The organism is Stenotrophomonas indicatrix (assembly GCF_050573115.1).
GTDB lineage: Bacteria > Pseudomonadota > Gammaproteobacteria > Xanthomonadales > Xanthomonadaceae > Stenotrophomonas > Stenotrophomonas lactitubi_A.
The window spans coordinates 76,318-89,456 of the sequence record NZ_JBNYZT010000003.1; the positions used below are offsets into that span (position 1 = coordinate 76,318).

Genomic DNA, 13,139 nt, shown 5'->3' on the forward strand with positions numbered 1-13,139 from the left:
AACGATGAGTGTATGGGCGATCGGCGACCTGCAAGGCTGCTATGACGTAACCCAGCGCCTGCTGGAAAAGATCCGGTTCGATCCGGCGCAGGACACCCTGTGGTTCTGCGGCGATCTGGTCAACCGCGGTGGACAGTCACTGGAAACGCTGCGTCTGGTGCATTCGCTGCGCGAACACAGCGTGGTGGTGCTCGGCAACCACGACCTTTCCCTGCTGGCCGTCGGTGCGCGCACCGAAGAGGAACAGCGCAAGGTCAACCCGGACCTGCTGCGCATCGTCCAGGCCGAAGACCGTGATGTGCTGCTGGACTGGCTGCGCCTGCAGAAGCTGGTGCACGTGGACCGCGAGCTTGGCTGGATGATGGTGCATGCCGGCCTGGCGCCGAAGTGGACCACGCAGATGGCCGAAAAGCATGCGGCCGAAGTGGAAGTGCAGCTGCACGGCGCCGGCTACCGCAAGCTGTTCCGCAACATGTACGGCGACAAGCCCAGCTGGGCACCGAACCTGACCGGCTACGAGCGCTCGCGGGCGATCATCAACGTGCTCACGCGCATGCGCTACTGCACCTCGCGCGGCCGCATCGGCATCGAGGACAAGGGCACGCCGGGCACCCAGGAACAGGGGCTGTATCCCTGGTTCGAAGTGCCGGGCCGGGTCGAGCGTGACCTGAAGGTGGTCTGCGGCCACTGGTCGGCGCTGGGCCTGACCATCACCCAAGGCATCCACGCGATCGACACCGGTGCAGTGTGGGGCGGCAAGCTCACCGCAATCCAGCTCGACACCGATGAGCTGCGCGTGGTGCAGGTACCGGGACGCGACGTGCCGGCACCGGTCGCCAACGCGCGGCCGCCTGCACGACCCGCACACGAACGCACCGCCGGCCAGGGCAAGGACAACAGCCAGGGCAACAGCGCTGCCGGCGCCGGTGCTGGCGCCCCCGGCAACCGTGGTCCGCGTCGGCGCCGCCGCCGTGGTGGCGGTGGCGGTGGCGGTGGCGGTGGTAATGGTGGCGGCAGCAACAACGGCACGCCTCCTTCGGCATGAAGCCAGGCAACCGCGCACCATGGACGGTGCTGCTGCTGCTGACGCTGGCCCTGGCCAGCGGCTGCCAGCCCTCGTCGTCGCCAGCAACCGCCGGCGCCGACAATGCCGCCGTCCCTGCATCGGTTCCCACACCCTCACCACCGTTGGTCGCTGCCGCCCGCGCGCAGATCGGCGTCACCACCCGCTACGACCCTGCCTATCAGGTACTGGCCTACCCCTCTGGCGACGTGCCCGCTGATCGCGGCGTATGCACCGACGTGCTGATACGCGCCCTGCGTACGCAGGGGCTGGACCTGCAGGTCCGCGTGAACGAAGACATGCGCGCTGAGTTCAGCGCTTATCCGGCGCTGTGGGGACTGTCACGACCGGATCGGAACATCGACCATCGGCGCGTGCCCAACCTGATGCGCTGGTTTGATCGCCAGGGTTGGCAGCAGCCGATCAGTGACCGCGGCAACGACTTCGCTGCCGGCGACATCGTTGCCTGGAAGCTCAACGGCAACGGCCTGCTGCACGTGGGCATCGTCTCCGACCGGCGCCTGGCAGACGGCACGCCGCTGGTGCTGCACAACATCGCGCGGGGTACGCGGGAAGAGAACCTGCTGTTCCAGCACGCCATCATCGGCCACTACCGGATGCCCTGAGGCAGTGCTGTGGAGCCGAGCATGGCTCGGCTCTACAGCACTCCGCGCTCAGCGACGCACGTAATGCACGAAGCGGAAGGCGTAGGCGTGGCGTTCGTCAGCGGGATGCGGCTCGCTGCTCACCTCCTGCCAGTCACCCGGGTCCAGCTCGGGGAAGTGGGTGTCGGCCGGTACTTCAGCATCCACCCAGGTCAGGTACAGATCACTGGCCTGGTCCAGCAGCTGGCGGAAGATCTCGCCACCACCAATGATGCACAGCTCACTGGCACCCTCACCTTCTGCAATCGCTTTCGCCTCGTCCAGCGAGGCCACCGCACGCATCCCCTCGAACGGCACCTGGCCGCTGCGGGTCAGCACTAGGTTGGTCCGGCCCGGCAGCACGCGGCCGATCGATTCGGCGGTCTTGCGCCCCATCAGGATCGGTTTGCCCAGGGTCAACGCCTTGAAGTGCTTGAAGTCGTCCGGCAGGTGCCAGGGCATGGCATTGCCCTGGCCGATGCCACGGTTGCGATCCAGTGCCACGATCATCGAGAGCTTCATCGCACTCACACCGCCACCGGTGCCTTGATCGCCGGATGCGGATCGTAGCCGTCGATGCGGATGTCGTCGAACTGGAAGCCGAACAGATCGGTCACTTCCGGGTTCAACCACAGCGTCGGCAGCGCGCGCGGTTCACGCGACAACTGCTCGCGCGCCTGCTCGAAGTGGTTCGAATACAGGTGCGCATCGCCCAGCGTGTGCACGAAATCGCCGACGCCCAGGCCGGTGGCCTGCGCCACCATGTGCGTCAGCAGTGCGTAGCTGGCGATGTTGAATGGCACGCCGAGGAAGATGTCGCCACTGCGCTGGTACAGCTGGCAGCTGAGCTTGCCGTCGACCACGTAGAACTGGAACAGGTTGTGGCACGGCATCAGCGCCATCTGCGAGAGCTCGCCCACGTTCCAGGCACTGACCACCAACCGCCGTGAATCCGGGTTGCGCTTGATCTCGTCCACCAGCCACTGCATCTGGTCGATGCTGCCGCCGTCGGCCGTGGCCCAGCTGCGCCACTGCTTGCCGTACACCGGGCCGAGGTCGCCGTTGTCGTCGGCCCACTCGTCCCAGATGCGCACCTGGTTGTCCTTGAGGTAACCGATGTTGGTATCGCCCTTCAGGAACCACAGCAGCTCGTGGATGATCGAGCGCAGGTGCAGCTTCTTGGTGGTGACCAGCGGAAAACCGTCGTTGAGGTTGAAGCGCATCTGCCAGCCGAACACGCTGCGGGTGCCGGTGCCGGTACGGTCGCTCTTCTCCGCGCCATGTTCGAGCACGTGTGAGAGCAGGTCCAGGTAAGCCTTCATGCCTTACCCTCGGCGACCACCAGCGGCTGCGGCTGCAGCACCGGCGCGCGGCGCGACAGCGCCAGCAGCACCAGGCCGAAGACGATCAACGGCACGCACAGGATCTGGCCCTTGGTCAGCCAGCCGAAGGCCACATAGACGCCGTTGTCGGGCATGCGCACGAACTCGACGGCGAAGCGGAAGATGCCGTACAGCAGCGCGAACAGGCCGCCGATGAGATAGCGATGGCGCGGCTTGGCCGACACCGTCCACAACACCACGAACATCACCAGCCCTTCCAGCAGTGCTTCATACAACTGCGACGGATGGCGGGCGAACTGATTCAGCGCGCCGCTGGCGAACTGCGACTGCAGGGTAGCGTGGTCAAGCTGGTTCAGCGGCGCCGGCAGGCCGGACGGGAACACCACGCCCCAGCTGCCGTCGGTGTACTTGCCCCACAGCTCGGCGCCGATGAAGTTGCCGACGCGGCCAAAACCCAGGCCCAACGGCACCAGCGGCGCCATGAAATCCATGGTGTCGAAGAAGTGCAGCGCGTGCTTGCGCGACCACCACCAGCAGGCGGCGATCACACCCAGCAGGCCGCCGTGGAAGCTCATGCCGCCGTCCCACACCTTGAACAGCAGCAGCGGGTTGTGCAGGAAATCGCCCAGCGCGTAGAACAGCATGTAGCCGATGCGGCCGCCCAGCACCACGCCGAGCATGGCGTAGAACAGCAGGTCGGAGAAGCCGTTGGCATCGACGCCCGGCAGGCGCCCGTCGGCGATGCGCTTGCGCCCCAACAGCCAGGCGGCGGTGAAGCCGAGCAGGTACATGATGCCGTACCAGTGCACCTTGATCGGTCCCAGCGAGAGGGCGATGGGGTCGATGTCGTGGAAATAGATCATGAAGGGCGCCTTGCAGGGATGCCGATATTCTAGCGCCGCCCGGGAGCGGCCTCGCGGCGGCCCCGGTCACGCGATTGCCGGGCTTCAGCCCAGGATCTGCGGCGTGTCCGGCAGGCCGTCCTGATCGGACCGCGCCGAGGCCGGAAAGTGCCCTTCCAGCAGGATGGAAACCTCATCGATGGCATCACGCAGCGCCGCCACCGGCTGGGAACCGCGCAGGCCCTCGCGCAGGTGGGTACAGATCCGCTGCCATTGCTCGGGCGCGACCCGCCCCTGCAGGCCACGGTCGGCGACGATCTCGATGGCATGGTCGGCCAGCAAGAGGTAGATCAGCACGCCGTTGTTGTGGGTGGTATCCCAAGTGCGCAGGCGGGCGAAGGCATGCTCGGCCGCCTGCCGCGGGGTGACCTTGTGCCACAGCGCGTGCAGCGGCAGATCGGCCTCGACCGCGAACATCACCTGGCCGCCATGGCGCTGCTCGCCTGCGGCGATCGCCTCGGTGATCGCCTGCAGCGTGGCCGGCGGGAACGCCCGGCGTACCGACGGCGAAAGCAGATGCCGGCAAAGACGCTGGATCATCACCAGCCCCCCGACGCGCCGCCGCCGCCGGAACGGCCACCACCGCCGCCCCAACCGCCGCCGCCGCCAAATCCACCACCACCGCCGAAGCCACCACCGCCCCAACTGCCTCCGCCCCAACCACCACCGCCAGCGAAACGCCCCGGATGGCCGGACAGCATCGCCACCACCAGGCCAACCACGCCGGCCAGGCCACTGGCCAGCAGCGTGGAGGTGAACAGGAAGGCAGCAACGGCCGCACCGGCACCTCCCAGCAGGCCGCGCAGCGGACGCGGTACGCGTGAGAACACGCCACGCAGGATGCTGCCGGCGAACACGCCGATGAACAACGCCAGGAACCAGGTATCGCCGCCGCCGTCGGGGGCGCGTCCCTGCTGGCTGCTGACCGGCGCCGGCAGCGGCTCGCCGTCGATGATCTTCACCAGCATCGCCGTGGCGTCGGTGATGCCACCGGCATAGTCATTGGCGCGGAAGCGTGGCACCAGATACTCCTGGATCACCCGGTTGGCGATCGCATCGGGAATCGCACCTTCCAGGCCGTAACCCGGTTCGATGCGTACCCGCCGATCGTCCTTGGCCACCACCAGCAACACGCCGTCATCCACGCCCTTGCGACCGATCTGCCACTGGTCGAACACGCGGGTGGTGTACTGGGCGATGTCTTCCGGCTGCGTGGTCGGCACCACCAGCACCTGCATCTGGCTGCCCTTGCGCTGCTGCAGGTCCAGCGCCTGCTGCACCAGCGCCTGCTTCTGCGCGGCATCCAGGGTACCGGTGGTATCGACCACCGGCGAATCCAGCGCCGGGATCGGCGCCAGCGTCTGCGCCTGCACGGTCAACGGCAGCCACAACAGCAGAGCCAGCAGTGTGGCGGCCAGGCGCATCGGTCAGTGGCCCGGAGCCGGGGCTGGCTGCTGCTGCGGCGCGGTGCCGAAATCAACCGCCGGCGCGTTGGAGATCTGCGCTTCGTTTTCCACGGTGAAGTTCGGCTTGGGCTGGTAGCCGAAGATCTTGGCGGTGATCAGCTGCGGGAACGAGCGGATGTAGGTGTTGTAGTCCTGCACCTGCTGGATGTAGCGGCCACGGGCGACGGTGATGCGGTTCTCGGTACCTTCCAGCTGCGCCTGCAGATCGCGGAAGTTCTGATCGGACTTGAGCACCGGGTAGTTCTCGGTGACCACCAGCAGGCGCGACAGCGCGCTGCCGAGTTCGCCCTGGGCCTGCTGGAACTGCTTGAGCGAGGCTTCGTCATCAGCATTGACGTTGATCTGGCCAACGCGCGAGCGGGCGTTGGTGACTTCGGTCAGCACGCGCTCTTCCTGGCTGGCGAAACCCTTCACGGTCTGCACCAGGTTGGGCACGAGGTCGGCGCGGCGCTTGTACTGGTTGAGCACTTCGGACCAGCTGGCCTTGACCGCTTCGTCCTTCTGCTGGATGGCGTTGTAGCCGCAGCCGGACAGCAGGAAGGCCAGCAGCAACAGGGGAATGAGGCGGGTCAGCAGGCGCATGGCCAAGGCTCCGGGTGGACTGAACGCCGAGCATGCCATGGTCGGTGTTAACGGGCGTGTGGAGAGTGTCGGCCATCGTCGGCCATCGGGCGCCGCCCCCTCCGCGGTAGTTCGTTGCTGGCTATCGGGTGGCGGCCGGGAGGGTGGGTTGGCTGGGGGCCGCTGCAAGTACGTCCATGTAAGCTCGGTCGCCGCATCCATGCGGCTCACGCCCCCAGCCAACCCATCCTCCCGGCCACGGACGGTTTCCTGCGCACCGCGGGAAGATCAAAAGAAAAATCAAAAGCAAAAGCCGATTCTTCAGACATTCCTGATGCCTGCCATCCACGCATGGCGTGGATCTACCGTGTCGACCAAGGTCGACACCCACCAGAGCAGGACGACGTTCCGACCGATCGCGGCGATCTGTCAAAGGTGGGGCGGTGTGGGTGGGCAGGACCGTTGGCGCCATGGATGGCGCCATCGAGCCCCCAGGGATGGGTTCACGGCGTGTCCTGCCCACCCACACCGCCCCGCCAACCCACGGAATGCGGGCTTTTGCCGTTGACGTTGATTCGGCGGGTGCAGGGCTGCAAGCCCTGCCGGAACCCCTCCCCCCTCAGCAAGCCTCAGCAGCCGGCACGCGAGCACGCCCCAGCCACGCCAGCAGCAGCGCCGACGCCGCCAGCAGGCCACCGGCCACCGGAATCGCCGCGTACCCCAGCCCAAGGCTGATCACCGCACCACCCAGCGCCGCGCCCAGTGCATTGCCGAGGTTGAACGCACCGACGTTGATCGACGACGCCAGCCCCGGCGCCTCGCTCGCCGCCTGCATCACCCGGATCTGCAGCGGCGGCACGATGGCGAAGGTCGCCGCGCCGAACAGCAACACGCCAAGCGCCGCAGTGGCGTGACTCATGAAGGCCAGCGGCAGCACGAACATCAGCGCCGCCAGAACCGCCAGCAGGATGCGGGTCGAGCCGTCCAGCGACCAGTCGGCCATGCGTCCGCCGATGCCGTTGCCAACGGTGAAACCAATACCGATCAGTGCCAGCGACAACGCGATGAAGGCATTCGAGGCGCCGGTCAGCTCGGTCAACACTGGCGCCACGTAGGTGTAGAGGGTGAACATCGCACCTGCGCCCAGCACCGTGGTCGCCATCGCCAGCAGTACCTGCGGCTGCATGATCGATTTCAGTTCACGCCGGACATCCGGGCGTGCACCCGCTGCGGAAGCCGGGAGTGCCATGGCCAAGGCGGTGATCGCCACCACGCCGAGTACGGCAGTGCCGGCAAAGGCCAGGCGCCATCCCAGCTGCTGGCCAACCCAGGTCGCCAGCGGCACGCCACCGATGTTGGCGATGGTCAGGCCCATGAACATCGTTGCCACCGCCGCCGCCTGCTTGTCCTTGGGCACCAGGCTGGCGGCGACCACCGCGCCGATGCCGAAGAACGCGCCGTGATTGAGGCTGGTCACCAGCCGCGACAGCAACAGCAGGCCGTAGTTCGGGGCCAGCGCCGACAGCACGTTGCCGACCACGAAGATCGACATCAGCAGCATCAGCGCGGTGCGCTTGCCGAAGCGTCCCATCAGCAGGGTCATCACCGGTGCGCCCAGCATCACCCCCACCGCGTAGGCGGTGATCAGCATGCCGGCGGTGGGGATGCTGACCCCGACGCCGCTGGCGATGACCGGCAGCAAGCCCATCGGGGTGAACTCGGTGGTGCCAATGGCGAAGGCGCCGACGGCGAGTGCCAGCAATGCGGCTCTGGAATTCATGGGGGTTGCCTGCGTGGGGCAGGCCCTGTGGAAAATGAGCGCGTAGCCTGCGCGCTTTGCCGGCCGGGATTAAGCCTCCGCGCGGGAAAACAGTGTTGATCCTGGTTCACAAGTGGCGGGCAGGTCGGCCATGCGGGCAGCGCCGGGCCATGCCCGGCGAGCGCAGCGGCGCCCGGAAAGCGGAACCCCCGGCGCTGGCCGGGGGTTCGAGGTAGTGCTTACCAGTCGCCGGCACCCGGCACGTGGTGTTCGCGTGCGCGGCGGCGCATCAGCAGGTTCAGCCACTCCACCAGCACCGAGAAGCCCATCGCGGCGTAGATGTAGGGCTTGGGCACGTGCATGTCCAGGCCGTCCAGGATCAGCACCGCACCGATCAGCAGGATGAAGGCCAGGGCCAGCATCTTCACGGTCGGGTTGGCGTCGATGAAGCGGCCCAGCGGGTTGGCCGCCAGCAGCATCACCGCCACCGACAACAGGATCGCGGCGACCATCACCGGCACGTGGTCGGCGATGCCGACGGCGGTGATCACCGAGTCCAGCGAGAACACGATGTCGATGATCGCGATCTGCGCGATCACGTAGCCGAACACGGCCGAGGTCTTGGTGGTGGTCGGATCCTCGTCCTCGCCACCGGAGATCATTTCCTTGATCTCCATCCAGCCCTTGATGATCAGGAACAGGCCACCGACGATCAGCACCAGGTCGCGGATGGAGATGCCCATGCCGGCCACGGTGAACAGGTTCGCCTGCATGTGCGCCAGGTACGCCAGCGACACCAGCAGGCCGATGCGGGTAATGCACGCCACGGCGATGCCGAGGCGGCGCGCGAACGGACGGCGCTCTTCGGGCAGCTTGCTGACGGCGATGGAGATGAACACCAGATTGTCGATGCCGAGCACGATTTCCAGCGCGCTCAAGGTGAACAGGGTCAACCAGACATTCGGATCGGCGAGAAGCTCAAGGGACATGGGAAGTCTTCAACAAGGGGGGAGGAAGAAGGATCAGCCGACGCTGGCCGGGAACAACCGCGGCACCAGCACCAGGGCCCAGCACAGCAGCACGTTCATCATCAGCACGAACACTGCCGCCGAGCCCATGTCCTTGGCGCGGCCGGCCAGTTCGTGGATTTCCGCGCCATAGCGCTCGATCACCGCCTCGATGGCCGAGTTGGCCAGCTCCATCGCCAGCACCAGCAGCATCGAGCCGATCATCAGCGCGCGCTCCACTGGTGTCTGGCCCAGCCAGATCGCCAGCGGCGTCAGCATCACCAGCAGGTAGACCTCCAGCCGGAACGAGGACTCATGCAGCCAGGCAGCTCGCAGGCCCTGCCAGGACCAGCGGGCGGCCTGGAAGATGCGGCGCGGGCCGCGGGGCATGTGGCCGAACTGATCAGCCACGGGTGAAACATCCAGCAACAGGGGCGCGGCGCAGCGACCGCTCAGACGCACGGCAGGGAATCATGGGTGCACAGGGATAGGCAGACAGCCCCCATTTTGCCACAAGGGCGGCAGCGGCACCCCGGACGCCCCGCCGCGAGGCCCCGCGAACGGCCCGGCGCGGCCAAGCGTGGGGCCGGACCAGCTTCTATGATGGATGCCCCCTGCCCTGCCGGAGTGCCTGATGACCCGTCCCCGCACCTGCCTGATCCTGCTTGGCCTGCTGGCCGCGCCGCTGGCCCAGGCCCTGAGCCCGCCAGCCCCACCGCAGGTACCCGCGCAGGTCTCCAACGTGGCCTGGGCGGCAGACATGGCGTCCTTCGCCAGTGCCGACCGGACCAATCCGCCGCCGCGCGGCGGCATCGAATTCATCGGCAGCTCGTCCTTCCGCATGTGGGACAGCCTGGCCCAGGACTTCCCGGGGCAACCGGTATTCAACCGCGGCTTCGGTGGTTCGGAAGTACGCGACAGCACCTGGTATGCCGGCCAGGCCATCGTGCCGTATGCGCCGTGCAAGGTCTTCTTCTACGCCGGCGACAACGACCTCAACAGCGGCCGCAGCGCGACCCAGGTACGCGACGACGTGGTGGCCTTCGTGCAGCGCGTGCATCGTGACCTGCCGAAGACGAAGGTGGAGTACGTGTCCATCAAGCCCAGCCCGTCGCGGGCGCACCTGCTACCCGCGATCAACGACGCCAACGCGAAGATCAAGACCGCGCTGGCGAAGCTGCCCAACACCGGCTACACCGACATCTACACACCGATGCTCGGAGCCGATGGCCAGCCTGATGCCTCATTGTTCCGCGAGGACATGCTGCACATGACCCCGGCCGGCTATGCAATCTGGACCAAGGCGCTGGCGCCGAAGGTCAACTGCAACTGAGTGATGCTGGGGTTGCCGGCCAGCGGCCGGCACTACCGGGGACGCTTCATCCACGCATGGCGTGGATCTACGTGTCGACCAAGGTCGACACCTACCAACAGCAGCGGGAACCTGTCGTCTGCGGGTGCCGGGCGCAGCCCGGCTCTCAGCGGAAAATCACCGTCGCCTCGGTGCCCTTGCCCAGCTCGCTGGCCAGACTGACCTTCCAGCCGAAGCGGTCACACAGGCGACGCACGATCGACAGACCCAGACCCGTACCCTGCGGACGGCTGGGATCGGCACGATAGAACGGCTCGAACGCACGCGACAGCGCGTCTGCGGACATGCCGATGCCGGTATCGCTTACCACCACCCGGTCGTTGTGCACATGCACGTCGATGCGACCTTCGTCGGTGTAACTGCAGGCATTGCGCACCAGGTTGCTGACCACCACCTGCAGCACCCGCGGCGGTGCGTGCAGCTGCACGGCCGCGTCACTGTGCAGGTGCACCGCCAGTGGCCGGCCCACCAGCAGCTCATTGGCGTTGTCCACTTCGTAGCGGACGATGTCGTTGACATCGAACAGTTCCACCTGCGGCTCGACGTCTGCCTCGCGGGCCAGGATCAGGAACGCATCGATCACCGCTTCCATGTCCCGCCCGGCACGCTGGATGCGCTGCAGGCTGCGGCGCAGGCGCGGCTCCAGGCTCTCATCACCCAGCGCCATGTCGCTGGCCACGCGGATGACGGTCAGCGGCGTGCGCAGTTCATGGCTGGCATCACGGGTGAAGTTGCGCTCGCGTGCCACGTGCGCAGTGACCCGGTTGGCCAGCGAGTGCAGCGCCGCTGCCAGTTGTCGGGTCTCGCCCTGCATGTCCGCGGGCAGCTTGTCCGGCTCCAGATCGGCCGCTTCCGGATGACCCGGATCCCAGCGCGAGACGCGGCGCGCCAGCCAGTTCACCGGTGATACCAGGCGTTTGGAGGCACGGTAAGTGATCCAGGAGGCGCCATACACCGCCAGCAGGGTCAGCAGCACCGGCACGATGCCGAACCAGAACGCCAGCATCTCCGCGCGCGAGCGCAGGAACACCAGGTACAGGCGCCCCTGTTCGCGGGCGTCGACCAGTACCAGCTGATCGTCGTCGGGAAGTTCGTGGAAACCCGGTTCCAACGTGCGCAGGTTGGCGGGTAGTGACAGGCTGGACTGCCCGCGTTCCAGCAGGTAGCCACGGATGTTCTGGGTATTGGGCGGCGGCTGCACGGGCGACGCCTCGTGCAGCGTCCAGTAGTACGCCGCTTCTTCGCGCAGGGCCGCACCCACCAGGCTGTGCTTGATCACCAGCGAAACCAGCCAGGCACCCAGCAGGATACCCAGGCTGGCCAACACGGCTTGCAGGATGAAAGCGATACGGATCTTGCGCGGCAGGCCGTGCGGCATTGCGGTGTCCCGGTCAGAGCGCTGCGATTATAGGCAGCGCGCTGTGCCGTGATCGTGCATGGACGATGACGACCGGGTCTCCGGAACGTTCACCTCTTCCCTGCCGACCACGGCCGTGCCGGTTCTGCTGCAACACCGGCACGACGTCGATCAGGCCATCGGCTGGGCTATATCGGCGATGCGATAGCCCGCGCTCTGCACGGTGTGCAGCAGCGGCCGGTCGAACGGTTTGTCGATGATCTTGCGCAGGTTGTACAGGTGGCTGCGCAACGTGTCCGAATCAGGCAGGCCGTTGCCCCAGATTTCGCGTTCTATTTCCTGGCGGGTGACCACACGCGGCGATTCGCGCATCAGGATGGTCAACAGGCGCAGGCCGATCGGCGACAGCTGCAGCTCGGTGCCGGCACGCGTGGCACGCATGCTGACCGGATCGAGCACCAGGTCGGCGACCTTGAGCACTTCCGAACCCACCTGACGACGTTCGCGGCGGATCAGCGCGCGCAGGCGGGCTTCCAGTTCCTGGATCGCGAACGGCTTGGTCAGGTAATCGTCGGCACCAAAACCGAGGCCGGTGAGCTTGTCATCCAGCGTGTCGCGCGCGGTCAGCATCAGCACCGGGGTCGACTTGCGCGCATCATTGCGCAGCCGGCGGCACACTTCGATGCCATCCAGTCGCGGCAGCATCAGGTCCAGCACGACCACGTCGTAGCTGTTCTCGGCAGCCAGACGGTAGCCGTCCAGGCCATCCTGCGCATAGTCCACCTCGAAGCCACGGCCTTCCAGGTACTCCCCGATCATCTCGGAGATGTTGCGGTTGTCTTCGACTACCAGCACCAAGCCGGAAGTCTCCTTCGTCTGACGCATGAGAATCCCTTTTTCTTCAGCTTTGTGAAACATGCCCGATCGACGGTGCACGCGATGTGAAGTTGCGTCAATGAAAAGAAGATGGCGTGCTCACAGCAGCGGTTTCAGCAGCGGCCATACGTTGTCCAGCACTTTCGGCTGCGCCTGAGCGGTGGGGTGCAGGCCGTCTGCCTGCATCAAGCCCGGCTGCAGGGCCACGCCTTCCAGCAGGAACGGCAGCAACGGCACTTTGTACTGCGTGGCCAGGGCCCGGTACGCCGCAGCCAGGCGCTGGCGGTAGCCCGGCCCATAGTTGGGCGGCACGTCGATGCCCAGCAGCAGCACCTTGGCGCCGGCCTTCTGGCTCGCCTGCACCATTTTTTCCAGGTTGCCCTGCACCTGCGCCGGGGTCAGGCCGCGCAGCGCATCGTTGCCGCCGAGGGCGATCACCACCACCGTGGGCTTCTCGCGGCCCAGCAGGCCCGGCAGGCGGGTCAGCGCGCCGGCGGTGGTTTCCCCGCTCATGCTGGCGTTGACGATGCGCGGCGGGGTTTTCGACTGCTGCCTGACCCGCTGCTGCAGCAGGCTGACCCAGCCTGCATCAGCCGGGATATTGTGGGCGGCACTGAGGCTGTCACCGAGCACCAGCACGGTACCGGTGGCCGGACCTTTGGCACACGCCAGTGCCGGCAACAGCAGCAACCCTAGCAACAGCATCATCATTGCGCCGGCTTGCCGGCTCCATCCCGTCTTGTGCATTGGAGTCTCCTCATCGACAGCCTGTCCCCCCGCAGCGCGCCC

15 protein-coding genes are annotated in these 13,139 nt (G+C 66.7%); 3 read left to right on the forward strand and 12 right to left on the reverse strand.

Annotation, left to right across the window (positions count from 1 at the left end; genetic code table 11):
• The first annotated feature begins 4 nt into the window (after window positions 1-4).
• Together ACQ5SA_RS09190 and ACQ5SA_RS09195 are read left to right on the forward strand one after the other, a co-directional pair.
• Window positions 5-1,045: a symmetrical bis(5'-nucleosyl)-tetraphosphatase gene (locus ACQ5SA_RS09190; protein ID WP_499314049.1), complete on the forward strand. Its 1,041-nt coding sequence runs from the start codon at window positions 5-7 to the stop codon at window positions 1,043-1,045.
• Window positions 1,042-1,689 carry a DUF1287 domain-containing protein gene (locus tag ACQ5SA_RS09195; RefSeq protein WP_499314050.1) on the forward strand — a complete coding sequence of 216 codons (648 nt, stop codon included), beginning with the start codon at window positions 1,042-1,044 and terminating at the stop codon, window positions 1,687-1,689. The genes ACQ5SA_RS09190 and ACQ5SA_RS09195 overlap by 4 nt, the downstream gene beginning before the upstream one ends.
• A 48-nt stretch (window positions 1,690-1,737) precedes the next feature.
• On the opposite strand, the gene ACQ5SA_RS09200 is transcribed toward ACQ5SA_RS09195, so the two are convergent.
• The 9 genes from ACQ5SA_RS09200 to ACQ5SA_RS09240 all read right to left on the reverse strand — a co-directional run bounded on the left by ACQ5SA_RS09200 (window position 1,738) and on the right by ACQ5SA_RS09240 (window position 9,156).
• Entirely contained in the window at window positions 1,738-2,229 is a 492-nt protein-coding gene (locus tag ACQ5SA_RS09200; protein WP_230113099.1) for a dihydrofolate reductase, read from the reverse strand.
• A gap of 5 nt (window positions 2,230-2,234) precedes the next feature.
• A complete protein-coding gene (locus ACQ5SA_RS09205) occupies window positions 2,235-3,029 on the reverse strand; it encodes a thymidylate synthase (protein ID WP_100463025.1) in 795 nt (264 codons plus the stop codon).
• Window positions 3,026-3,913, reverse strand: coding sequence for a prolipoprotein diacylglyceryl transferase (lgt, locus tag ACQ5SA_RS09210; protein ID WP_230113096.1), 888 nt, complete (start codon window positions 3,911-3,913; stop codon window positions 3,026-3,028). The genes ACQ5SA_RS09205 and lgt overlap by 4 nt, the downstream gene beginning before the upstream one ends.
• 84 nt (window positions 3,914-3,997) lie before the next feature.
• Window positions 3,998-4,492 carry a TPM domain-containing protein gene (locus ACQ5SA_RS09215; RefSeq protein ID WP_230113115.1) on the reverse strand — a complete coding sequence of 165 codons (495 nt, stop codon included), beginning with the start codon at window positions 4,490-4,492 and terminating at the stop codon, window positions 3,998-4,000.
• Window positions 4,492-5,376, reverse strand: a complete 885-nt coding sequence (locus ACQ5SA_RS09220; protein WP_499314051.1) for a TPM domain-containing protein — start codon at window positions 5,374-5,376, stop codon at window positions 4,492-4,494. Before ACQ5SA_RS09220 ends, ACQ5SA_RS09215 begins: the two co-directional genes overlap by 1 nt.
• A 3-nt stretch (window positions 5,377-5,379) precedes the next feature.
• Window positions 5,380-6,000, reverse strand: a complete 621-nt coding sequence (locus tag ACQ5SA_RS09225; RefSeq protein ID WP_499314052.1) for a LemA family protein — start codon at window positions 5,998-6,000, stop codon at window positions 5,380-5,382.
• Between the two features lie 598 nt (window positions 6,001-6,598).
• A complete protein-coding gene (locus ACQ5SA_RS09230; RefSeq protein WP_499314053.1) occupies window positions 6,599-7,759 on the reverse strand; it encodes an MFS transporter in 1,161 nt (386 codons plus the stop codon).
• 218 nt (window positions 7,760-7,977) lie between these two features.
• Entirely contained in the window at window positions 7,978-8,727 is a 750-nt protein-coding gene (locus ACQ5SA_RS09235; RefSeq protein ID WP_499314054.1) for a TerC family protein, read from the reverse strand.
• A 33-nt stretch (window positions 8,728-8,760) separates the two neighbouring features.
• On the reverse strand, window positions 8,761-9,156 hold the full coding sequence (locus ACQ5SA_RS09240) for a diacylglycerol kinase (RefSeq protein WP_499314055.1): 396 nt from the start codon (window positions 9,154-9,156) through the stop codon (window positions 8,761-8,763).
• A gap of 223 nt (window positions 9,157-9,379) precedes the next feature.
• Between ACQ5SA_RS09240 and ACQ5SA_RS09245 the strand changes: the two genes are divergently transcribed.
• Window positions 9,380-10,078, forward strand: coding sequence for an SGNH/GDSL hydrolase family protein (locus ACQ5SA_RS09245; RefSeq protein ID WP_499314056.1), 699 nt, complete (start codon window positions 9,380-9,382; stop codon window positions 10,076-10,078).
• A 145-nt stretch (window positions 10,079-10,223) separates the two neighbouring features.
• Here the strand turns inward: ACQ5SA_RS09245 and ACQ5SA_RS09250 are convergent, their stop codons facing one another.
• From ACQ5SA_RS09250 to ACQ5SA_RS09260, 3 genes are all read right to left on the reverse strand, one after another.
• Window positions 10,224-11,495, reverse strand: coding sequence for a sensor histidine kinase (locus tag ACQ5SA_RS09250; RefSeq protein ID WP_499314057.1), 1,272 nt, complete (start codon window positions 11,493-11,495; stop codon window positions 10,224-10,226).
• 150 nt (window positions 11,496-11,645) lie between these two features.
• Window positions 11,646-12,359: a response regulator transcription factor gene (locus ACQ5SA_RS09255; protein ID WP_002811889.1), complete on the reverse strand. Its 714-nt coding sequence runs from the start codon at window positions 12,357-12,359 to the stop codon at window positions 11,646-11,648.
• 90 nt (window positions 12,360-12,449) lie between these two features.
• Entirely contained in the window at window positions 12,450-13,097 is a 648-nt protein-coding gene (locus ACQ5SA_RS09260; protein ID WP_230110806.1) for an arylesterase, read from the reverse strand.
• Window positions 13,098-13,139 lie beyond the last annotated feature (42 nt).